This window comes from Klebsiella spallanzanii (assembly GCF_902158555.1).
GTDB lineage: Bacteria > Pseudomonadota > Gammaproteobacteria > Enterobacterales > Enterobacteriaceae > Klebsiella > Klebsiella spallanzanii.
In genome coordinates this window covers 37,649-59,903 of the sequence record NZ_CABGGS010000023.1, presented here as the reverse complement: position 1 = coordinate 59,903, position 22,255 = coordinate 37,649, and the positions used below count along the sequence as shown (strand labels likewise).

Annotated in this window: 17 protein-coding genes; 8 read left to right on the top strand and 9 right to left on the bottom strand. The window is 52.0% G+C overall.

Annotation, left to right across the window (positions count from 1 at the left end; all coding sequences use genetic code 11):
- Positions 1-41 precede the first annotated feature (41 nt).
- From FN082_RS15330 to FN082_RS15320, 3 genes are all read right to left on the bottom strand, one after another.
- Positions 42-878: an aldose 1-epimerase gene (locus tag FN082_RS15330; RefSeq protein ID WP_142981879.1), complete on the bottom strand. Its 837-nt coding sequence runs from the start codon at positions 876-878 to the stop codon at positions 42-44.
- On the bottom strand, positions 878-2,314 hold the full coding sequence (locus tag FN082_RS15325) for a sugar porter family MFS transporter (RefSeq protein ID WP_142466165.1): 1,437 nt from the start codon (positions 2,312-2,314) through the stop codon (positions 878-880). The genes FN082_RS15330 and FN082_RS15325 overlap by 1 nt, the downstream gene beginning before the upstream one ends.
- 70 nt (positions 2,315-2,384) lie before the next feature.
- A complete protein-coding gene (locus tag FN082_RS15320; protein WP_142981878.1) occupies positions 2,385-5,660 on the bottom strand; it encodes a DUF5107 domain-containing protein in 3,276 nt (1,091 codons plus the stop codon).
- 112 nt (positions 5,661-5,772) lie between these two features.
- Here FN082_RS15320 and FN082_RS15315 point away from each other — a divergent pair, with 112 nt between their 5' ends.
- On the top strand, positions 5,773-6,969 hold the full coding sequence (locus tag FN082_RS15315; RefSeq protein WP_142464134.1) for an ROK family protein: 1,197 nt from the start codon (positions 5,773-5,775) through the stop codon (positions 6,967-6,969).
- Positions 6,970-7,021: 52 nt separating this feature from the next.
- Here the strand turns inward: FN082_RS15315 and FN082_RS15310 are convergent, their stop codons facing one another.
- The gene (locus FN082_RS15310) at positions 7,022-9,400 is read right to left on the bottom strand and encodes a TonB-dependent receptor domain-containing protein (RefSeq protein ID WP_139536805.1); all 2,379 of its coding nucleotides are present in this window, start codon (positions 9,398-9,400) and stop codon (positions 7,022-7,024) included.
- A gap of 332 nt (positions 9,401-9,732) precedes the next feature.
- Here FN082_RS15310 and FN082_RS15305 point away from each other — a divergent pair, with 332 nt between their 5' ends.
- Entirely contained in the window at positions 9,733-10,911 is a 1,179-nt protein-coding gene (locus FN082_RS15305; RefSeq protein ID WP_142981877.1) for a YncE family protein, read from the top strand.
- A gap of 67 nt (positions 10,912-10,978) precedes the next feature.
- Here the strand turns inward: FN082_RS15305 and glyA are convergent, their stop codons facing one another.
- The gene (gene glyA, locus FN082_RS15300; RefSeq protein ID WP_110272075.1) at positions 10,979-12,232 is read right to left on the bottom strand and encodes a serine hydroxymethyltransferase; all 1,254 of its coding nucleotides are present in this window, start codon (positions 12,230-12,232) and stop codon (positions 10,979-10,981) included.
- 325 nt (positions 12,233-12,557) lie between these two features.
- On the opposite strand from glyA, the gene hmpA reads away from it, so the two are divergent.
- A complete protein-coding gene (gene hmpA, locus FN082_RS15295) occupies positions 12,558-13,748 on the top strand; it encodes an NO-inducible flavohemoprotein (protein WP_142463251.1) in 1,191 nt (396 codons plus the stop codon).
- Positions 13,749-13,801: 53 nt separating this feature from the next.
- Here hmpA and FN082_RS15290 read toward each other — a convergent pair whose 3' ends face one another.
- Positions 13,802-14,806, bottom strand: a complete 1,005-nt coding sequence (locus FN082_RS15290) for a LacI family DNA-binding transcriptional regulator (RefSeq protein WP_139536808.1) — start codon at positions 14,804-14,806, stop codon at positions 13,802-13,804.
- A 393-nt stretch (positions 14,807-15,199) separates the two neighbouring features.
- On the opposite strand from FN082_RS15290, the gene FN082_RS15285 reads away from it, so the two are divergent.
- Genes FN082_RS15285 through FN082_RS15265 form a run of 5 tightly spaced genes read left to right on the top strand, consistent with a single transcriptional unit; the run spans position 15,200 to position 19,758 of the window.
- Complete coding sequence (locus FN082_RS15285; RefSeq protein ID WP_139536809.1) at positions 15,200-15,706, top strand: ureidoglycolate lyase; 507 nt, start codon at positions 15,200-15,202, stop codon at positions 15,704-15,706.
- On the top strand, positions 15,693-16,604 hold the full coding sequence (locus FN082_RS15280) for a PfkB family carbohydrate kinase (protein WP_142981876.1): 912 nt from the start codon (positions 15,693-15,695) through the stop codon (positions 16,602-16,604). Before FN082_RS15285 ends, FN082_RS15280 begins: the two co-directional genes overlap by 14 nt.
- Positions 16,604-17,920 (top strand): sugar MFS transporter, encoded by a 1,317-nt coding sequence (locus FN082_RS15275; RefSeq protein ID WP_142982028.1) that lies wholly within the window; start codon positions 16,604-16,606, stop codon positions 17,918-17,920. The genes FN082_RS15280 and FN082_RS15275 overlap by 1 nt, the downstream gene beginning before the upstream one ends.
- Before the next feature lie 42 nt (positions 17,921-17,962).
- Positions 17,963-18,628, top strand: a complete 666-nt coding sequence (locus tag FN082_RS15270) for a transaldolase family protein (RefSeq protein WP_142981875.1) — start codon at positions 17,963-17,965, stop codon at positions 18,626-18,628.
- Positions 18,629-18,654: 26 nt separating this feature from the next.
- Positions 18,655-19,758, top strand: coding sequence for a glycerol dehydrogenase (locus FN082_RS15265; protein ID WP_142465695.1), 1,104 nt, complete (start codon positions 18,655-18,657; stop codon positions 19,756-19,758).
- Positions 19,759-19,818: 60 nt separating this feature from the next.
- Here FN082_RS15265 and glnB read toward each other — a convergent pair whose 3' ends face one another.
- From glnB to qseG, 3 genes are all read right to left on the bottom strand, one after another.
- Positions 19,819-20,157 (bottom strand): nitrogen regulatory protein P-II, encoded by a 339-nt coding sequence (gene glnB, locus FN082_RS15260; RefSeq protein ID WP_002914032.1) that lies wholly within the window; start codon positions 20,155-20,157, stop codon positions 19,819-19,821.
- Between the two features lie 65 nt (positions 20,158-20,222).
- Positions 20,223-21,560: a two-component system response regulator GlrR gene (glrR, locus tag FN082_RS15255; RefSeq protein WP_139536813.1), complete on the bottom strand. Its 1,338-nt coding sequence runs from the start codon at positions 21,558-21,560 to the stop codon at positions 20,223-20,225.
- On the bottom strand, positions 21,547-22,251 hold the full coding sequence (qseG, locus tag FN082_RS15250; RefSeq protein WP_139536814.1) for a two-component system QseEF-associated lipoprotein QseG: 705 nt from the start codon (positions 22,249-22,251) through the stop codon (positions 21,547-21,549). The genes glrR and qseG overlap by 14 nt, the downstream gene beginning before the upstream one ends.
- Between the last annotated feature and the right edge of the window lie 4 nt (positions 22,252-22,255).

Genomic DNA, 22,255 nt, shown 5'->3' with positions numbered 1-22,255 from the left:
AAGCGGGGAAGGTGCAAGATGCCCTCCCCTCAAATATGGCGCTATTCACGGCCCTGAACGCTTATTTTCAGCGAAAAATCCAGCGAATCTCCCATGCCTAAAACCCGCAGCCCCGGCTGCCCGTCCATGTTATGAGCGTTCACCGGATGACTTTGGGGTTCGAGGCAAAGAAATGGTTCACCCTGCATTCTGAACAGCATCAACCACGGAGTTTGCGAAAGAATTGTGACACTCATCACATCACCAACCACCTTAGCCCGCCCGCTCCAGCCGGAATAACCGACGTTAAGCCAGCGCTCTTCACCATATTGCGCCAAGCTGAAATCAGCATAACCAGGTAGGAAGCCTTGCCAGTCGAGCGGAAGATGCATCTTTCCTTCAGGCCAGTAACCGCTAGCCTGAAACTGCGCCGTATTCTGCCTGTCAAAGGCAAAAAAGGGATGAAAACCGCAGCCATAGGGCATCGGTTTCTCACCACAATGGGTCAACATCAGCGAGGCAACTAGCTGGTTGCGCAGCAGCTGGTAGCGGATCTGCGCCTGGTAATCGAAGCCGCAGGCATGCTGCCGACGCAGTTGTAGTACGCAATAGTCGCCGTCTCGCTCAATGATATCCCAACGTTGTAACCAACCGTCACCATGAAGAAAAAAATGCGCGTCAGCATGGTGATGAGGCAAGAGAATCTCGCGCCCCTGAAAAATAAAACGGTTTCCGGCGACGCGATTAGCTAGCGGCAGCATGGGAAACATGCCGCCAGCAGGGTTCTCATACAGCACCGAAGCCTGGTATTGTCGCGAGAACAAACTTTGCACTTTTCCGCCCAGGGGGGAGACGCGCATCCGCAGATGCGCGTTTTCCATAATTAACTCTTCCGCCATTAGCGCGTCGGCTCCTGTTTCATCGCTTGGCTTCCCGAATGACGTTGCGCCAGTTGCTCCTCCAGCGCTTCAAGGGTAATACCTTTTGTTTCCGGCACGTTACGCAGAATATAAAGGTATCCGGCAGCGCAAATGACGCCATACAGCAGGAAGCTGCCCGCTGCGCCTAGCCCGGCATTGAGCAGCGGGAAGGTGTAGGTTAACAAGAAACAGGCAATCCACAGCGCCAGGGTGCCTAAAGACATTGCCAGTCCGCGCACGCGGTTAGGGAAAATTTCCGCCAGCAGCACCCAAGTCACCGGCGCCAGGGTCAAGGCGTAAATAGCAATCGCCGCCAGCACCAGGAACAGTACCGGCCAGCCCATGATACCCATAGCATAGGCTCCGGCAATCAATACATAGATGACTGTCAACCCTGAGGCACCAAGCAGCATTAACTTACGACGACCAATTTTATCCACCAGCGGCAATGCAGCAATCGTAAATACCAGGTTTACTACCCCGGTCGCGACGATCGATTTCAACGTGCTGTTAATATCGAAACCTGCCGAGGCAAAAATCTCCTGCGCGTAGTTAAAGATGACGTTAATTCCGCACCACTGCTGGAATACAGCCAGAACCATACCAATGATAACGATCGGTTTAACCTGCGGAGCCAGCAGCGCTCTGTAGGAAACTTTACTGTTATCTTTTTCCAGCGTATGCGCTATTTCATGCAATATCTTATCGGCATAATCAGCAGAGCCAATACGCTCCAGAGCAGCACGAGCACGATCATGTTTACCCACTTTCATCAGCCAGCGCGGCGACTCGGGAACAAAAAACATCAGTACCAAAAACGCTAGCGCCGGAACCAGTTCTGCACCGAACATCCAGCGCCAGCCCGTCTGCCCGTTCCAGGTTTCCACAATCATCTGCTGCGTCGCGCCCGTTGCGACTGGCTCAGCAATCATCAAGTTGATAAGCTGAGCGGCCAGCACGCCAATCACGATAGTGAGCTGGTTTACCGCAACAAAGCGCCCTCTTTTTTCTGCCGGGCTAACTTCGGCAATGTAAAGCGGGCTAAGAGCAGATGCCAGACCAATACCGATGCCGCCGACAATACGATAAACCACAAACATATCAAAATTACTGGCAACCGCCGTCCCCCACGCCGAAGCGCTGAACAGCACGGCGGAAAGAATCAATGGCAGCTTGCGCCCTAATTTATCGGCACACCATCCTGATATTAACGCCCCAAAAACACAGCCAACCAAAGCCGAACTCATTGCCCAACCGGACTGCGCCGGGTCAGTAATTGAAAACCAGGCTTCATAAAATGGCTTAGCGCCGCCAATCACGACCCAGTCATAGCCAAACAATAAACCACCGCAGGCGGCGACCAGACAGATAGTCCAGACGTAGCCCATTTTCAGATGTGTCTGCGCGTTATTCATAAGGATTCCTCTATAAGGGAAACGCAGGGAACAGTAGGGTTCAGGCGGGTCAAACCCGCCCATTTGAGGTTCAGGAAAAAATGCCACTTTGCAGAGCATGGTGAATCAGATGCGCCTTATCATGAGCCGGGTTCATTTGCAGAAGCTGCTGCATCGCCTGTTGGCTGGCAGATAAGTTACCCAGCCCCAAATAGCCCAGCGCTTCAATAAACAAGCAGTGCTGCTGATGTTGCGGCTGCGCTGCGACATCAAGAACCACAAGATCCGGCAGAGAGACGGCAAAGAAATCGGCTTGCGGAACGTCATTCCGATGCTGCCCGGCCCAGGTGATAAAACTCTGGAAGTGCTGCTCGGCCTGCGCCGGGTTACCGCTCTTACGTAACGCGATACCCTGCCAGAAAAGGTAATCAGCGGGCTGATCGTTGTAGTAACGCCCGGCATCCAGCGTTGAGCCCCCTTGTTGGGCAAGCTGGTAATATTTCGCTGCCTGCTGCGCATCCCCAGACTGTTCCGCGCAATAGCCCAGCAAATACCAAATGTCGTTGTCAGTCTGCCCCGGCAGTCTCCCCTCCCCCAGGTTATCGGGATAGCGCAATGCATCTTTCAGACATTGCGTGGCCTGCGGGAACGCCTTGCGCTCGATAAACTGCAAAACCCGATGCAACTGATTAAGCAAATATTGGCCGGTAATTTTCCCTTCCCCCCCTTCCCAGGGGTGAAATACGCGCGAGCTGAGAATAGAGGCAGCATCGGCATAATGTCCGGCAGCGTTCCACAGACTCAACAGCTCAGCGGTAAGGTCGTCCCGCTTCAGTACCACCGCTTTGCGCGCTGCCAGCATCTCCAGACGTTGATTTACCGGCGTACCCAGTAATTTTTTCAGAAAATCCAGCTCAAAGAGGAACCGCGGGTTTTCGGGTTCAAGCTCTACGGCTCGCTGCAGATAAGCCAGCGCTTGCGCCGCATCATGTTGTTTGTTCCATACGTAAACCCCCAGTAGACGATGAGCGGGCGCATAGTCGGGAGATTTTTCCAGCGTCTCGCGCCAGCAGCTTACCGCGTCTTCATAACGACGTTTGCTGTACCAGAAACAACCGAGCAAATAGCGAGCGAAAGCGCTGTCTCTCAGGGTTTGCAGCATCTGGACTTCATCAAGTGTGTTGGGGAAACGAACTTTTCGCGTATGGCAGCGTTCGGCCTCGACAATAAACTGTTGCCGTTTATTCACCTCATCACTTAACGAGGCGCGCCACAGCATCGGCAGCGCTTCCTGGCAATCAAGAATCTCAAGGACCTCTTTCGCCACCTGCTTCTGTCCGATAGAGAGCAGCCAGCCCGCCAGCAGGCTGCCGTTAATCCCTCTGCGCCCCGTTGCCCGCAGCAGGTTCTCTCGCGCTTCGTCGCTGGGATCAATCATCCAGCGCGCGCAGTGCAGCGGATAGCTCAATGGGTATTGTTCAAGGCAAGCCAAAATATAATCCTGCGACTCTTTAGCCTGCCCAGATTTCGCTAGCGCCAGCGCTTTCAGCCCCATAGCCAGATGATTGCTGGCGTTGAATTGCAGGCTGGTGTTAACTTTTTCCAGCGCGTCGACCGTATCGCCACGCTTCATCGCCAGCCGCGCCAACGACCACCAGGCGGCGTCACGGCAGTTACCGCTCCAGGTAGCTTTGTAATAGTGATCCCATGCGCCAGCTTCATCGCCCTGCCTTTCCAGCGCGCTGGCAAGTAGCATACTGGCTTCGCCATCGCGCGGATTTTTATTCAGACGATGGGCACGAAGTAGCGCGGCACGGGAACATTGCTCCGCCAATGTCCAGTCTGCACTATTAAACGCCAGGGAACCCAAAGCGACGTTGTTGCGATAGTCTTGCGGGTCAAGGGCTATCGCCCGACGATAGTAGTCAGCGGCATAGCGGCTTGCGTGGTTGTATTGTTCAAGATGCTGGCCGATAAAATAGAGTTCATCGCCATTACGGAGCTCTTCCGGCATTGCTGGCGCTGAAGCCGGCTCGGGCAACGGCGTCTGCTGAGCAATATGTTCCTGATAATCCAGTAGCAGTTTGTTCTCTGCGCTTTTCACCTTTATGGTTAAACGCCGAGCACCATTTTCCGGCAGCGTATGCTGCCAGCTCTCGCCAGGCTTCAACGTCAGCTGAACTTCATACAGCGGCTGGTTTTCAGCACTAAGTTCAACAATGATATTTTCCAGCGGAGCAATGGCATAAACGCCAATCTGCAACTGCTCAGACTCGCGAGTCAGCTTTAGCGCCAGCTGCGTATTGGCATTTTGCACCATCCCTAACTCGCTGTAGGGAAGGAAGTTTTGGACAAAAACCTTCTCTTCATAAGGCGCAAGCCAGGTAAAGTCAGGCTGGTTATCAGTGAATACGCCGGTCATCAGCTCGATGTAAGGGCCATTTTCATCGGTCAGATTTCGATCCCAGGCCTGGCCAAAATCACCATAGCCCCAGCTCCACTGTTTTTTACCCGGCGAGACGTGGTGATCGGCAACATGCAGTAACCCACCGCGCTCATCATGGTGATAAGCACCAACAAAGTCGTAGTCCGATTTCTCCGCCATATACGAAGTGGGCACCGGAACGTTCTTATAACGGGAGATATCGACGCCCGCAGAATAGTCCACTTTGTAGTAGGTACCGGTGGCAATGGGGAAAGCGGAAACATCACGTTTACCGTGATCGAATACGGCGGTGACATCGGGTGGAAAAACGCTCTGATGGGCATCGCCACCTTTTACCGCCGGGTTGGCCCACCACAGAAAATGACGCGGCGTCGCGTTACCGTTAAAGACCTTACCGGTGATTTCAATCAGCGCACGGTCAGGATAGAGAGTGAACCCGGTCATGACCTGCAAACCGCGCATGGGTTCAGCTTCCCCCATCCATACGGTCTGTACGCCGTCTTCCCCATGCTGGATCGAAAAATCAACCGGCATAAAGGTCGTCGGGCGGTGATGCTGCGGCCAGTTGAACTCGATACCGCCGGAGATCCAGGGCCCAAGGAGCCCCACCAGGGCGGGCTTCACGACTTCATTGTAATAAACGAAATCACGCTGTTTGACCTTGTCATACGCCCGATGAATACGGCCGCCAAGCTCCGGTAACAGCATGATACGAATGAAATCATTCTCCATCCATATTGCCTGATAATCACGCATTTCACGTTCGCCGGTCAGCGTATCAATCACGCCATAGGGATAGACGTTGCCGGAAGAGCCTTGATAAACACGTTTTTCCAGAAACATAGGGTTCGGATCCTCCGCCCCCGTTGTCCACGTAGGTAATGTAATTATCTCCTGCCAGACCTTAACCGAACCGTACATGACGCCTCCACTAAACAAAGTAAGGTAAAATTCACTATGAGATGAGTTTATAGCGTCATTTAGCTGCTAAAATACGCAATGCTCACGCAATATAGTTAAGGGAGTTAAGTGTATGCAGCGTACCGGTTTAAATAACGCTCGGGTCAGGCAAGCCAATAAATCTATTTTTCTGTCCCATCTCTGGCGAGAGAAGCAGCTCAGTAAATCACAGTTTTCCCTGCTCACCGGGCTCTCTATTCCAGCAGTGAGCAATATTCTTGAAGAGCTAATTAGCGATGGGCTGATTAGCCATTCAACGGAAAAAATGAGTAAACGAGGCGTGAACAGCGGAAGCTACCAGATCCCCGCGCATGGGGCCTGGACGCTCTGCATGAATATCACGCCGACCAGTATTGAGTATCAGCTTGCCGACGCCCGCTTGCTGGCGGTTGACGGCCACCAGCATTTGCCGATCGACGCACCTACGCCGCAGGCCCTGCTTGAGGCAGTCGTCGAATGCTGGCGGAACATCCACCGCAAGTATCCGCAGCACAGCATTAATCTCGCGCTTGGCGTCCATGGTCAGGTTGATCCGATAACCGGCGTTTCACAAACCATGCCCCAGGCACGCTGGAAAACACCGATTGAAATAAAGTATCTGCTGGAAGAACAGCTCGGCGTGCAGGTACGGGTAGATAATGACTGCGTGATGCTGGCGCTGGCGGAGAAATGGCAGCATCAGGGCCTACAACCGGATTTTTGCGTGATCAACGTCGATTACGGTATTGGATCATCGTTTGTAATTAACGATCAGATCTATCGAGGCAGCCTCTACGGCAGCGGGCAGATTGGACACACGATTGTGAATCCTGACGGCAAAGCCTGCGACTGCGGGAGATATGGCTGTCTTGAAACTGTAGCCTCCCTCAGCGCGTTGAAAAAACAGGCGCGAATGTGGCTCAAAACTCAACCTGAAGCACAGCTTTCTCCCGAGCAATTAACCACAGCATCACTCATTGACGCCTGGGAACAGGGAGACATGCAAATTCGCGCATGGGTTGATAACGCAGCCAACGCCATTGGCTTAAGCCTGTATAATTTTTTGAACGTATTGAATATTAATCAGATCTGGCTATACGGTCGCAGCTGCGCCTTTGGCGAACAGTGGCTGGAAAGTATCGTCAAACAAACTGGCTTTAATCCGTTTGACCACGGTGATACTCCGCGAGCACATGCCACCCAAATCGGTTTTGGCAAGCTAACCCGCGCCCAGCAGCTGATGGGGATCGGTTATCTGTACGTAGAGGAGCAGTTGCAGACGCTGCGATAAAAGACCGGAACGTCAGGCCCCATCCCCGGCGCGCAGCCGGGGATTTAGTCCCTCAGAAATCGACGTTAACGCCTAACTGCCAGGTACGGCCCGGCATGACTGACAGCGCTTTATCGTTAGCATCCTGATTAGTTGCCGTTTCGATATTGCGGCTGCTCAGATAATCCCAGTATTTACGGTCGGTGATGTTGTACACGCCGCCGTTCACACGCACGTTCTTCGCCACCTGCCAGTAAGCGGTCCAGTCCAGCATGCCGTAGCCCGGAACACGCATATATTCGCTGGTGGAGTCGGTAAGGTCGGACCCGGTATTAAGGTATTTTTCGCGGTTGGTGGCGATCGCGCGTTTGCCCTTAACAAAGGTCGCGGTCAGCGCGGTACCGTACACTTTGCCCGGATCGTCCCACGCCACGCCGACGATAGCCTTCATTGGCGCGACGCTATCGAGGTCGACGTACTTGTCGCCGCTGTAGCTGGATTTCGACTGCCCTTCGCTATAGCCGTAGGCGAGGGTGGCACTCAGGCCGTTCACCTCTTCAAACCAGGTGCCAAAGTTGAATCTGGCGCTGATTTCGCCGCCGTAGATCCAGGCTTTATCGCGGTTCTCCGCCTGGTAAATGGTATAGATGTTCGACGGTACGTTGGCGAACTGCGCCGGGTTATTGGCGCGCATATAACGGGTAGCAGCGATAAAGTTCTTGTAGCTGTTGTAGAACAGGGCGGTGCGCATAGTGATGCCTTCCGTCACCTCCCCCTTCATCCCCCACTCAACATTATTGCTGGTTTCGGTTTTCAGATCGGTATTACCGATCAGCGCATACTGCTTGTCCCCCCCATAGCTGGAGCCGAGATTCCAGGAGCCATACAGCTGGCTGGCGTTCGGGAACTGCGCCCCGCGCTGGTACTGCAGGTAGGTCATCAGGCGCGGAGTGATGTCATACTGGAAGGCCAGCGACGGCAGCGCCTGGGTATCGGAGTTCTTACCGTACAGATTAGAGACATCAGAGCCGGTCAGCACGCTGCTGTTGTTGGCCAGATCGGAGAGATTCTCCGGCCTGGTCGACTGATGCACCACGCGAATACCCGGGATGACAGCGAAGTTATGGCTGTCGAGGTCAAAGTTAATCTTGTCCTGCATGAAACCGGCAACGGTATAGCTACGGCTGTCGGCGTCCGGCTGCATGACCTGACTGTAAACGCTTGGTGCTGGCGACTGGGTTAATGGCCGCTGGGTTTTGGTGGTGCTGGCGTTAAAGCCAGCGCTCAGGTCGTGGCGGCCAATGGATTTCGCCAGCGCGCTCTGAATACCCCAGCTATCGGTATCATAGTCGGAATTCACCGTGTACATGGCACGAGTGATCCTGTCCGGCATATACGTCCAGTCATGAGACTCAGTGTGCTGGTAGTAGACTTTGGTCGAGACGCTGTCGATATAGTCGTTCATCGGCATCCAGTCATCTTTCAGACTCAGGCCCCAGCGACGGGTCTGGCTGGTCTGGTCAGAGGTGCCGATAACGCTGTTACCGTTGAAGTCCCAGGCATCGTAATGGGTGTGGTTGGTTTTATGGTAGTAATCGAAGGTGCTGGTCAGCTTATGTTCGTCATTCGGCTGCCAGATCCCGGAGGCCAGAAAGGCGTCGGAGTGCCAGTTTGCCGGGTAGGAATCGACGGTCCCGCTGTTATTTTCCGTTTCCTGGCCGTCGCGGCGGCTGTAGACGAAGATCCCGCGCAGGGTTTCGTCACCGCCGGCGACGGTGACGCCGTTGTGCCAGCTGCGGTCTGCTGAGTTGTAGCCGCTGCGGTAGCCGAAGGCGCTGGTTTTGCCCGGATGCAGATAGTCATCTGCCGATTTTGGGCGGAAGGAGACATTGCCGCCGATGGAACTGTTGGCGGTTTCGGTCGAGGTGGCCCCGGACTGAATATCGATGCTGCCGTACATGTACGGGTCAATATAGTCGCGGCCCATACCGAAAGTATTGAGGCCCGCGCGGCTGGCGTAGCTGCGCCCGGTGGCGTTCGGCTGAGCGATGCCGTCGACGTCGATACCGACGCGGTTGCTCTCCATGCCGCGAATGTTGTAGCCGGTATAGCCGCCGCGGTCGAAGCCGCTTTTGCCGTTGCCGGAACCGCCGCTGGCGCCAGTCGCGCCAATCAACGGTTCGTAGCGCATAATGGAGCCAAAGTCGTTGGCCCCTTTATCCTGCAGTTCCTGGGCGCTGATGGAATGCTCGCTGCCCGCTTTCAGCACGGGGGCTGGTGCGGTGACGACCATCTGTTCCGAGCTGTCATCAGAGGATACATTGCTGCCGGTTTGAGCGCGGATATCAGCCGCCCTAACGGGCGTCAGACAACTTACCGCAAATAGTGAAGCAACCAGCGCATTTTGTTGAAACAATTTCCGGGAGCTCCGGGGGGTTTTTAACTTTTCCATTTTGTCTGCCCTAATGTTTTCCGTACGACCCACTAATTGCTCCAGATTTCTGAATTATTTTTATAAGGACGCTACAACTTCAGATAATCCTATTCATCGTTTGAATTACACTGCCAACAATAGCGATGCCAGCTTGTCATTTACCTCCCTGACCGCAACAGCCTCTTTAATACGCAATGATGAGCCAGACCCACGAGGGTGATTTCAATCGGTAACTTTAATATCACATCGATAATGCAAATGATAGTCATTTACATTATCATTTGCATTTTGATAGACTGCGCCATAAGAACGGAATTTAGATGTGATATCTACAACTCGCAAAAGGATTCATGATGAAAATTAATAAGATACGTTTATATTTTATAGCTATGTTTGCTATCACCAGCATATCTACTCAGGCGCTGGCGATAAATCCTCCGCCTTTGCCGGAGGAAAGTCGCTTTAACTTAAGGACGAATTATTTACAGCATGCCGAGGAAGGCATTTATGAGCTGGCATACGACAGTAAACATAATCATGTTTTTGCCGCCGTTATGGACCGGATTCATCGTGAAGACAATAAAGGCTATTTATACTCCTTCTCTTCTGACTCTCTGGCGATTGAAAAGAAATATGACATGCCCTATCGGGCATTTTCTTTAGCGATAAATCCAGAAGCTGATCGAGTATATGTCGGTCATACTCAGGCGGCATCGTTGCGAATCAGTATGGTAGATACGGTTTCAGGAAAATTAATAAAAACCAGCGATCGGTTAAGCTTTAATTACCCGAACGTGGTGAATGATAAAGCCGAACATTTACGCCATATGGTGTACAGCCCAGCCGCGAACGCGTTATTTATCAGCTACAGTAATATGCTGAAAAATCCAGATGGTCCGCAGTCTGTACAAAAACTGCTGGTGCTGGACGGCACGACGCTAAAATCGCTTGGCGAGATAAAGGATGCGTATAAAACCACGGCATATGGCCTTGCTTTTGACGATAAAACGCAACGAATTTATATCGGAGGCAAAGAGTACGTAAACGAGATCGATGCTGTTAGTCGTAAGGTATTACGTACTATCCCGTTAACCAACGCCACCCCACAAATCTCCAGTGTTCAGAGCCTGGCGGTGGACTCTGTAACTAACAGAATATTTATCGCCGTTTTTGGTCATCATGATAAAACCGGGAAAAATGACGGACTTTATGTTTTTGATTTGAAAACAGGAGAACAGTTAGCTTATGTTCATACTGGCACCGGGACCAATGCGGTGAAGTTCAACCCTAAATATAATGAAATATATGTCACTAACTTCACTGGTGGAACCGTTACCGTAGTAGATGCAAAAACATATACTATTAAAAAACAATTCAAAACCCCAGTATTCCCGAATCAAATGACGCTATCTTCCGACCTTGATACGTTATATGTTGGGCTTAAAGAGGGGTTCAATAAACAATGGAATCCTGATGAATTTGTCGAAGGAGCAAAAGAAAGAATTTTATCTATCTCCCTCGATAAGTAACTTTTTTATACTACGCGTAAAAAAGCCGCCTTCATAATGGAGGCGGCTTTGAAATTAGCAGTTATCTTTATGCGTAAACCGGGAAGCGTGCGCAGATATCCAGCACTTTACCCTTCACGCGCTCAATGATCGCTTCGTCATTGATGTTGTCCAGCACATCGCACATCCAGCCGGCCAGTTCTTTCACTTCCGCTTCTTTAAAACCGCGACGAGTGACCGCCGGAGAACCGATACGAATACCGGAAGTCACAAACGGGCTCTTCGGATCGTTCGGTACGCTGTTTTTGTTGACGGTGATATTGGCACGACCCAGAGCCGCATCGGCTTCTTTACCAGTCAGATTCTTATCAACCAGATCCAGCAAGAACAGGTGGTTTTCAGTACCGCCGGAAACGACTTTGTAGCCGCGGTTCAGGAACACTTCAACCATCGCTTTGGCATTTTTCGCTACCTGCTGCTGGTAAACTTTGAACTCTGGCTCCATCGCTTCTTTCAGCGCAACCGCTTTAGCCGCGATAACGTGCATCAGCGGGCCGCCCTGAGCGCTAGGGAATACGGCTGAGTTCAGTTTTTTGTACAGCTCTTCGCTACCGCCCTTCGCCAGGATCAGGCCGCCGCGCGGACCCGCCAGGGTTTTGTGGGTGGTGGTGGTCACAACGTGCGCATGCGGAACCGGGTTCGGATACACGTCAGCAGCGATAAGACCGGCAACGTGGGCCATGTCGACGAACAGATATGCGCCGATGCTGTCAGCGATTTCACGCATTTTTGCCCAGTCAACCACACCCGAGTAAGCAGAGAAGCCACCGATAATCATCTTCGGTTTGTGGGTCTGCGCCTGCTTCGCCATGTCTTCATAGTCAATTTTACCGGACTCATCGATACCGTAAGGGATGATGTTGTACAGTTTGCCGGAGAAGTTAACCGGGGAGCCGTGAGTCAGGTGGCCGCCCTGCGCCAGGTTCATACCCAGAACGGTATCGCCCGGCTGCAGCAGCGCGGTATAGACCGCGAAGTTAGCCTGGGAGCCGGAGTGCGGCTGGACGTTAGCGTAGTCGGCGCCGAACAGCTCTTTTGCGCGGTCGATAGCCAGCTGTTCAACGATATCAACGTATTCACAGCCACCGTAGTAGCGCTTGCCCGGATATCCTTCCGCGTATTTGTTGGTCAGCTGAGAGCCCTGAGCCTGCATCACGCGCGGGCTGGTGTAGTTCTCGGAGGCGATCAGTTCGATGTGCTCTTCCTGACGTACTTTTTCCTGCTCCATAGCCTGCCACAGTTCGGCATCATAATCGGCAATGTTCATTTCACGCTTTAACATCCGCATCTCCTGACTCAGCTAACAATAAAATTTCGGCCTAAAAAGGCGGTCCAATCGGACAACGGCCCACAGTATAACTGAATCATTCTGTGATAACAGGTCTTGACAAAGGATTTTACGCAAACGATTGGCTCCGCATTACACAAGGCTTTGAGCAATAAAGCGCCTTCGATTATCAACGGATTTCTTTTCAGGTTTGTGATGCAAATAATTCATGTTGTAACTGTCATAGGGCAAAGTGTTAAAGAACCATTTACAAAGCAGGGTTATTTTTATAAGATGCATTTAAAATACATCATTAAGATGACACATAAAGGAAGCTGCTATGCTCGACGCTCAAACCATCGCTACGGTGAAAGCCACCATTCCCCTGCTGGTTGAAACCGGTCCAAAGCTGACCGCCCATTTTTACGATCGCATGTTTACGCATAACCCTGAACTCAAAGAAATTTTTAACATGAGTAACCAGCGCAATGGCGATCAGCGTGAAGCGCTGTTCAACGCCATTGCCGCCTATGCCAGCAATCTTGAGAACCTGCCGGCCCTGCTGCCGGCGGTCGAGAAAATCGCCCAGAAGCACACCAGCTTCCAGATCCAGCCGGAGCAGTACAATATTGTCGGTACTCACCTACTGGCCACCCTTGACGAGATGTTCAGCCCGGGCCAGGAAGTGCTGGATGCCTGGGGCAAGGCCTACGGCGTTCTGGCTAACGTTTTTATTAACCGTGAAGCGCAAATCTACCGCGAAAGCGCCAGCAAAACCGGCGGCTGGGAAGGCACCCGCGCATTCCGTATCATCAGGAAGACACCGCGCAGTGCGCTCATTACCAGCTTCGAGTTTGAACCGGTGGACGGCGGCGCGGTAGCTGAATATCACCCAGGCCAGTATCTCGCCGTCTGGCTGAAGCCGGAAGGTTTTCCGCATCAGGAAATTCGCCAGTACTCTCTGACTCGTAAGCCCGATGGCAAAGGCTATCGTATCGCGGTTAAACGTGAAAACGGCGGACAGGTTTCAAGCTGGCTGCATGATTGCGCCAAAGAAGGCGACATAATTTATCTCGCCGCTCCCGCAGGCGATTTCTTCCTCAATGTCGAACCACAGACACCGGTCACGCTGCTTTCCGGCGGCGTAGGCCAGACGCCGATGCTGGCGATGCTGGATGTACTGGCAAAAACGCAGCATCCGGCGCAGGTTAACTGGTTCCATGCGGCAGAAAACGGCGACGTTCACGCCTTCGCAGACGAGGTGAAAGCGCTGGGGGCAAGCCTGCCGAAGTTTGCGTCTCACATCTGGTACCGCAGTCCGAGCGAAGCAGACCGTCAGGCTGGCGTATTTAATAGCGAAGGTTTGATGGATTTGTCAGCGCTGGCCGACAAGCTCAGCGATCCGCAGATGCAGTTCTATCTCTGCGGCCCGGTAGCGTTTATGCAGTTTGCCGCAAAACAGTTGGTAGCGCTGGGGGTGAACAGCGAGAACATTCATTACGAGTGCTTCGGCCCGCATAAGGTACTGTAAAACGTTATCGATAACAGGCCGGGAAACCGGCCTGTAGACCCGGTTAGGATAACCTACCCTACTTTCGCAACCGACTGTCTGACGATCAGGTCAGCGGTAAGGCGCTTAACGCTTTTGCTTCCCTTTTCTTTGTTCTCAATTCTGGAAATGAGCAACTCTGCCGCCGTTAAGCCCAGCTGATACGCAGGCTGCTTAATCACTGTTAATGGCGTCGGGAAGAAGCTTGCCCACCGCGGATCGTCGAACATAAGAAAAGAGATATCATCAGGCACCGCCAGGCCACATTTATAAATAGCGGAAATAACCCCTTCACCAATAAAGTCATTGGCCGCAATAATGGCTGAAGGCCGTTTTTTCCCTGTCAGATAGTTAATCACTTCACTGCTGGTCCTGGCCTGCAGCTTACCCGTATCTTTCACCAGCAAGACTTCATGAACAATATCCGATTCTGCTTCCGCTATTGCGCTTTGAAAGCCGTTCAGGCGTTCATCAAATGTGGTAATGGCTAAGTCACCGGTACAGTAGAGAATATTTCTGTGCCCCTGACTGATGAGATAGTTGGTAGCAAGCTTCATGCTTTCATAGTTGCTAATCAACACCTGATCGCTTGACTCAAGCCCGGAAAGGCGATCAACCTCAACGATGGGGAGATGTTCCAGCGGTTTAATATTGTTTATCGATTGATGCGTCGGAACAATGATAAGCCCCTGAAGCATATTGCTTTTTAGCAAATCGATAAGCGCTTTCTCGATATTTACATCTTCTGAAGATGTACCAAAAATAACGGTATAGCCGTTATCGATAGCGACCTTCTGAATGGCGGTGATGATTTCACCATGAAATAAATTGGTAATATCGGATACGATCACGCCAATGGTTTTCGACTCACCGCTGCGCAGCTTTCTGGCTATAACGTTAACCTCATACCCTACTTCTTGCGCCGCGAGTAACACCTTTTCCCGGGTCTCTTTCGTCACCAGACCAGAATCCCGTAACGCTCTTGAAACAGTAGAGTTGGATAAATTAAGTTTTTTAGCGATATCTGCGATGCTTGCCATATTTTTCTCTTAAGACGATCCGTCGTTCTTTTCACCCATTGACCCTGGAGCCTACACCAGGCCATTCACGCATTCTGGCACGCCCCTTGAGTCCTGACATCCAATTAAACCCTTCAGCTATTCAACAGGTTACTTCACATACCTGTTTTCTGGCAATTCCTGTCGCCCTGAACGGAGAAAGCTCTCACCTGGATGACGATCGCAATCTGTGATCGTTCTCTCTTTTTGATCTTCTTCCGCCAGGCTAGAATGGCCGAAAATGACAACGTTGTCATTTTAAAATAAAAGCCAAAACTAGAATATAAAATACGTAAAAACAATCAGATAACACAACACTAGTGAAAATTAAAAGACGTTAAAAGACAACGTTATCATTAATCAGGAGTATCGAAAATGATCACCATCCCATTGATCGAAGCCACAGCAGAAAACCTGGCCCCTTACGCCAAATTCATCGGTTTACCGGCAAACCGAACGCCTTCAGTTGACCGCACTGACATCACTTACTATCACGATGTCTGCGAGGCGAATGACTTCACTGAAATACCGGTCGCCAGTTTCCTGAAAGCGAAACCGCATCCCTTCACGCTTGCCAATATTGAGCGCCATATGCAAACAGAGGAGGCCGTCATCCCCTTAACCGGTGAGAGCGTGATTATCCTTGGGCCCGTGGGAGAGTTTGATAGCAATAAGCTGGTGGCTGTCCATCTTGATGGTTCTTTCGGGATCATTATGCGCCGCAACGCCTGGCACTTTGCGCCGTTTCCATTACATGGGGAAGACGCCACCTATATGCTGTTATCCGGCCGCCACACCCCCGACGATATCGAAGTGCTGGATATTGATACGGTGATTGTGCCCGAGGTAAAAAAGAAGGAGCGCTCAGATGCCTCATACTAACCCTTCATGCCTGCTGGCCTGCGAAATCCTCTGGGACTGCGTTGAGGACAGTCCCCCTCTTCAGGGGGGCGCGACCCTTAACGTTGCCTACCACCTCAAAAAACTCGGTTGCAGAATCGTGCCGGTTTCAAGCGTGGGTAGCGACAGGCTCGGTAGTCAGTCGCTGAGCATCATTAAAAATGAGTGGTGCTGTGATATTAGTGAAATCGAAGTGCTGAAAGATGTAGGAACGGGCGTTGTTGATGTCAAAATCGATGCTGCCGGCGATGCAACTTATGACATCCATAACCCTGCCGCCTGGGATTATATTCGCATCAGTCACAGCGCCAAAAATCTTACCTGCAGCGCCTTTGTTTACGGGTCCGTGGCGTTGCGCAGCGCATACAATCAGCGCTCCTTCGCTGACTTTTTACAGATATATCAGGGACTAAAGTGCTTCGACGTTAACCTGCGCGAAGGGCAAAATGACATCCAGATTGTCGGTAAATTTTTACAGCACGCTGATTTTATTAAGTTAAATGAAAGTGAACTGGATCAGGTCGCCGATCATTTTCATATTGTCGGTGAAAACATCGAGGAACGGATATTCGCCCTGACCGGCATTATTGGTCACAAGATTATTTGTATCACCCGAGGTGATAAATCTCCGGTGCTTTACTGGAAAGGGAATATTTACCACGGGCAGGCCGTCCGGGTAGACGTTAAAAATACTATCGGCGCCGGTGACGCCTTCTTTGCTGCCATGATTAACGCGTTAATTAACCCTGACTTCGATCCTGTGGCGGCGCTATATACAGCCTCTATTCTGGGCTCATGGGTGGCGACAAAAGAAGGTGCCCAGCCGAAATATGACAGCGACATAACGGATAAACTTTTTAACCACCAGGCGGTGCTGTGATGAAAAAAACAGGATTGTTCATTTCTCCAGATGGTAATAATCAATTCAAGATATTCTGCATCATCTCGATGCTATTTCTTGTGCTTGGATTCAGCACCGGCATGATCGATATCCTGAATAAACATTTTCAGAACACGCTCGAAATAAGCAAAGCAAAATCGGCGCTAATCCAGTTCGCTAACTATATTAGCTATTTTTTCGTCGCCATTCCTGCGGGGATCCTGGCACAGCGCTATGGTTATAAATCCGGCATTATTGTCGGACTCGTGCTGATTATGTGCGGTACCAGTACGTTTATGCTGGCGACGGTGCATGGTGAGTACATGTTCTTTCTTACCGGCATTTTCATCCTCGCAGCTGGGCTGACCTTTATCGAAACCATTGCCAACCCATACGTCATTGTCCTTGGGAATAACGATGGCGGCGCGGCAAGGCTGAATATATCGCAATCCATTGCAGGGCTGGGGCTGATCTTTGGCCCGCTGATCGGCGGTCATTTTGTTCTCTCCGCCACAGGGGAAGTCTCTAAGAACAACGATGGGTTATTCGTACCCTACCTGGGGATTTTCCTTGCAGTGACCCTGATTCTGCTGGTCTTCTTCAGAACTAAAGTGCCTGAAGTGACGCCGGAAGCAGATGAAAGAATCAGCGCGACCGAGAAGCCCTTCTGGCAGCTACCGCATTTTGTATTCGCCGTCATTGCCCAGTTTTTATACGTTGCCGGGCAAACGGGCATCTTCAGCTTCTTTATCAATTACGTTGTTGAACACTCGCCGAGCATGACGTTGAGCCTTGCCAGCCTGCTTCCATCAACGTGGACCTATAGCACGGGGAGTTTTTACCAAATCACCGAACGCGGCGCATCGCAAATACTGGCATTCGGCGGGTTCGGGCTCTTTATGATTGGTCGACTGACCGGAGGAATGCTGCTGAGTAAAATAAAAACTCAGGTTGTGCTTTCCACATTTGCGCTAATCAATTCAGTGCTGATGGTCATTATCATTTACTCTGATGGGTATGTGGCAACAATCTCTTTAGTCCTTAGCTTTTATTTTATGTCAATTATGTTCCCGGCTATTTTCTCACTGGGAATCGCCGGACTTGGTGGACAAACCAAAAAAGCCTCATCGATTATTGTCATGTCGATTGTTGGCGGTGCCGTCATGCCGATGCTGATGGGGGCTATTGCCGATCATTATGATATGGCAACGGGATTTATCATGCCGCTTATCTGTTTTGTATTCATTTTATTTTACGCTTTAACCTGGACCAAATTATATCGTGGACAGAATGCCGAAATAGCAGTCAGTCATTAATTCAAGAATAAAATTTCAACTTAATTAATCAGGAATAATACGATGAAAATCTATGTTGATACTGCCGATCTCAATGAAATAAAACGGCTGGAAGTAAATTTACCGCTGGCTGGGGTGACCATGAATCCCAGCATCACGGCGAAATCCGGCATTGCGCTATCAGTTCTTATTCCACAAATTCGCGCCGTGCTGGGCAAAGACAGAATGATTTTCGCCCAGGTGATTGCCTCCGACTGCGCGGGCATGGTGGAAGAGGCCTGCCGCCTGAGCGCAATGGATGACAATATCGTCATTAAAATTCCCGTCACATCGGAAGGTTTGAAGGCCATCAAAATGCTGAAAACCCATCAGGTAAGGACATTGGGAACCGCCGTGTATACCACCACTCAGGGACTGCTGGCTGCGCTGGCCGGTGCGGAATACGTTGCCCCCTATTTCAACCGCATTGAAGCGCTCTCCGGCAACGGTATTGAGATTGTCAGCGCCCTGGTTGAAATCCTTGCTTTGCATGCTCCTCATTGCAAGGTGTTTGGCGCCAGCTACAAAAACAACCAGCAGTTCCTCGACTGCCTGCTGGCGGGCTGCGAGTGCATCACGCTGCCTGCCGACCTGGCAAAAAATCTTCTGCAAAACCCCGCCGTCGATGCCGCCGTCGCCCAGTTTCAGAATGACTGGCAATCTGCTTACGGAAGCCTTGCGATTAAATAACTAGCTTGTAAATCAAGGAGAAGATAATGAGCGTAAAAATCATTCAGTCACCGGGTAAATATATCCAGGGGGCCGGGCTTTTAGGTTCTGTCGCAACCTATGTCAAACATCTGAACGCAAAATTTTTAATTCTTGGCGATGCTTTTGTGTTGGGATTGACGCAGGAGAGGCTTCGCGCAAGCTTTAAAGAGGCCAGTATCGCCTGCCAGTTTTCGACCTTTAGCGGCGAATGCTCCCGCAATACCATTGCGGCTATTCAGGCGGAAGCCGAGGAGAATCAGTGCACGGCAATTATTGGCATTGGCGGCGGAAAAACAATCGATGCGGCAAAAGCGGTTGCCTGGTATCTGAAATTGCCGCTGGTCATTATCCCGACAATTGCGTCTACCGATGCGCCATGCAGCTCCTGGTCCGTGCTCTACACCGATGACGGAGAGTTCGATACTTATCTCGACCTGCCTTTCAACCCAACGCTGGTACTGGTCGATACGCAGATCGTCGCCAATGCGCCTGCGCGGCTACTGGTAGCCGGTATCGGGGATGCGCTGGCAACCTGGTTCGAAGCCCGCGCCTGTCTGAAAAGCTCGGCGACGACGATGGCTAGCGGGCTTCCCACCGTCGCCGCAACCGGGATCGCCCGGCAATGTTATGAAACGCTGATTGCCGATGCCAGAAAAGCCGTCCTGGCCGTCGAGCGCCATGTGGTAACCGAAGCCGTTGAACGTATTGTCGAAGCGAACACTTATCTGAGCGGCGTTGGTTTTGAAAGCGGCGGTCTGGCGGCAGCCCATGCTATCCATAACGGCTTTACCGTCCTGGAAGAGACGCACTCAATGTATCACGGTGAAAAAGTGGCGTTCGGTACGCTAACCCAGCTGATTCTGGAAAATGCGCCAGTTGAAGAACTCAATACCGTTATCCAGCTGTGCATCGACGTCGGCCTGCCGGTAACGCTCAGGCAGCTCAACGTGACGGATGATATCGAAAATAAAATGCGCAAAGTCGCCGGGCTGGCCTGCGTGAAGGGGGAAACAATACACAATATGCCGTTTGCAGTGACTGAGGAGAGCGTATATGCAGCTTTACTCGCCGCCGATAGCTATGGATCCGCATTTATCCATGCCCAATAAGCCCTGATTCAAAAACCTAACCGCCCCGGTAACATCAAGTGACCGGGGCTTTTTGATGGCTTAAATCGCCGCATCGTCCTCTTCGCCGGTGCGGATACGAATCACGCGCGCGACATCAAAGACAAAGATTTTACCGTCGCCGATTTTACCGGTCTGCGCCGTACGGATAATGGTATCCACGCAGGTATCGACAATATCATCGGTAACGACGATTTCGATTTTCACTTTCGGCAGAAAATCCACCATGTACTCCGCGCCGCGATACAGCTCGGTATGCCCCTTCTGACGGCCAAAGCCTTTCACTTCCGTTACCGTCATCCCGGTGATGCCGACTTCGGCCAGCGCTTCACGCACGTCATCCAGTTTGAAAGGTTTAATAATCGCATCAATCTTTTTCATGGTTTTCCTGTCTTAGTCGCGTAACCGGTTGCTAACCGTATCATAACTTGCAGCATAATACGGAGCTACTCTTTAAAGTCGTTAGCGTCGAGCTCGTGGCGCGACAGCAGCTTGTAAAATTCGGTGCGGTTGCGCCCCGCCATCCGCGCTGCATGCGTAACGTTGCCTTTGGTGATTTGCAGCAGCTTGCGCAGGTAGTTCAGCTCAAACTGATTACGTGCCTCAACAAAAGTCGGCAGCGCGGTGTTTTCCCCTTCCAGCGCCTGCTCCACCAGCGCGTCGCTAATCACCGGCGAAGAGGTTAGCGCTACGCACTGCTCAATGACGTTCACCAGTTGGCGTACGTTGCCTGGCCATTTAGCGGCCATCAGACGCTTCATCGCATCGGTGGAGAAAGCACGCACAAACGGTTTATGGCGATCGGCAGACTGACGTAATAAATAGTTGGCCAACAGCGGGATATCTTCCGTACGATCGGCCAGCGGTGGAATTTTCAGATTCACCACGTTCAGGCGGTAAAACAGATCTTCGCGGAACTCGCCGCGCGCCATGGCCTTCGGCAAGTCGCGATGGGTCGCAGAAATAATCCGCACATCAATGTCGATATCACGATTGCTACCCAGCGGGCGAACCTTACGCTCCTGCAAAACGCGCAGTAGTTTGACCTGTAATGCCAACGGCATATCGCCGATCTCATCAAGAAACAGCGTGCCGCCCTCGGCGGCCTGAAATAAACCTTCGCGATTGCTAACCGCACCGGTAAAAGCACCGCGCGCGTGGCCGAATAGCTCCGACTCCAGCAGTTGTTCGGGTAGCGCGCCGCAGTTAATGGCGATAAAGGGTTTGTCACGACGCGGGCTGGCGTTATGGATTGCCTGAGCGACAATCTCCTTCCCGGTACCGCTTTGCCCATTGATCAGCACGCTCACGTCCGACTGCGCCACCATGCCGGCCTGCTCCAGCAGCCGCTCCATCAGCGGGCTGCGGGTAACAATCGCCTGACGCCAGCGCTCATCGGTTGTCGGCGCGCTTTGCTCCAGCGCGTCATCGATGGCCTTATACAGGGCGTCTTTATCCACCGGTTTGGTCAAAAAGCTAAACACGCCCTGCTGTGTCGCGGCAACGGCATCCGGAATGGAGCCATGCGCGGTCAGGATAATCACCGGCATTCCCGGCTGTACCTTCTGGATTTCGCTGAACAGCTGTAAACCGTCCATCTCATCCATCCGCAGATCGCTGACCACCAGATCGACTTTGTCACGCCCCAGGATGCGCAGCGCCTCCGGCCCGCTCTCTGCGGTCAGTACGCTGTATCCTTCGCTGACAAGGCGCATTCCCAACAGCTTTAGCAGACCCGGATCGTCGTCGACTAATAGCAGACGGGCGGGTTTACGGATCGTCATGAATCACCTCCGGCACTTTATCACCGCCGTGCCCGGCGTCAGAGCTGAAATTCCCGCCGGGTTTACGGCTGGAGAGCTGACGCTCAATGTCGGTGAGATTCTCCAGCTTGCGGGTCGTCAGTTCTAACTGACTGCGTAACTCAATTTCCTGCTGACGCAGCGTCTCCAGCTCCGCATCGCTTGACTGCTGTAGTTTGGCATAGCGGGATCGCTCGTCAATCAGCTGAAGCTGCCGACCCTGAGCATCTCGCCAGAGCTGATAGAGTGGGCGCACCTGCGCAGCAATTTGCGGGCTGAAGGTATCCAGACTGGCCACCAGTTCCCGGCGCTCACCAGGCGTGATTTTGGCATCAGCCAGCAGAATGCCGCGTTTAAAAGCATCCTGCCAGCTGTCGGCATTGTGCAGCCTGGCTTCCGCCCGCGCCTGTACCGGAGCAAGACGATCCGCGCAGTCAATTCCCCGCAGCCAGTACAGCGGGTTTTTATCGCTGGCCTCGCTTTGCAGATCCCAGATGTCGGCGCACTCTACCGAAAGAAAATCGGCGACCTGATGCTGCGGCAGCGCGGAGAGCGTTTTGCCATCCGCCGTGTGTGATGATGTGGAAGCGGAACATCCCGCCAGCGCCAGGCAGGAAATGCCTGACAGCAGCCATCCCCTGAGGGGACGAACAAATGCGAAGAAGTGGGACATATTC

Bases quoted from the DNA above. Each gene is read 5' to 3' on its own strand.
- FN082_RS15330 (WP_142981879.1), bottom strand. From the start codon at position 878: ATGGCGGAAGAGTTAATTATGGAAAACGCGCATCTGCGGATGCGCGTC.
- FN082_RS15325 (WP_142466165.1), bottom strand. From the start codon at position 2,314: ATGAATAACGCGCAGACACATCTGAAAATGGGCTACGTCTGGACTATC.
- FN082_RS15320 (WP_142981878.1), bottom strand. From the start codon at position 5,660: ATGTACGGTTCGGTTAAGGTCTGGCAGGAGATAATTACATTACCTACG.
- FN082_RS15315 (WP_142464134.1), top strand. From the start codon at position 5,773: ATGCAGCGTACCGGTTTAAATAACGCTCGGGTCAGGCAAGCCAATAAA.
- FN082_RS15310 (WP_139536805.1), bottom strand. From the start codon at position 9,400: ATGGAAAAGTTAAAAACCCCCCGGAGCTCCCGGAAATTGTTTCAACAA.
- FN082_RS15305 (WP_142981877.1), top strand. From the start codon at position 9,733: ATGATGAAAATTAATAAGATACGTTTATATTTTATAGCTATGTTTGCT.
- glyA (WP_110272075.1), bottom strand. From the start codon at position 12,232: ATGTTAAAGCGTGAAATGAACATTGCCGATTATGATGCCGAACTGTGG.
- hmpA (WP_142463251.1), top strand. From the start codon at position 12,558: ATGCTCGACGCTCAAACCATCGCTACGGTGAAAGCCACCATTCCCCTG.
- FN082_RS15290 (WP_139536808.1), bottom strand. From the start codon at position 14,806: ATGGCAAGCATCGCAGATATCGCTAAAAAACTTAATTTATCCAACTCT.
- FN082_RS15285 (WP_139536809.1), top strand. From the start codon at position 15,200: ATGATCACCATCCCATTGATCGAAGCCACAGCAGAAAACCTGGCCCCT.
- FN082_RS15280 (WP_142981876.1), top strand. From the start codon at position 15,693: ATGCCTCATACTAACCCTTCATGCCTGCTGGCCTGCGAAATCCTCTGG.
- FN082_RS15275 (WP_142982028.1), top strand. From the start codon at position 16,604: ATGAAAAAAACAGGATTGTTCATTTCTCCAGATGGTAATAATCAATTC.
- FN082_RS15270 (WP_142981875.1), top strand. From the start codon at position 17,963: ATGAAAATCTATGTTGATACTGCCGATCTCAATGAAATAAAACGGCTG.
- FN082_RS15265 (WP_142465695.1), top strand. From the start codon at position 18,655: ATGAGCGTAAAAATCATTCAGTCACCGGGTAAATATATCCAGGGGGCC.
- glnB (WP_002914032.1), bottom strand. From the start codon at position 20,157: ATGAAAAAGATTGATGCGATTATTAAACCTTTCAAACTGGATGACGTG.
- glrR (WP_139536813.1), bottom strand. From the start codon at position 21,560: ATGACGATCCGTAAACCCGCCCGTCTGCTATTAGTCGACGACGATCCG.
- qseG (WP_139536814.1), bottom strand. From the start codon at position 22,251: ATGTCCCACTTCTTCGCATTTGTTCGTCCCCTCAGGGGATGGCTGCTG.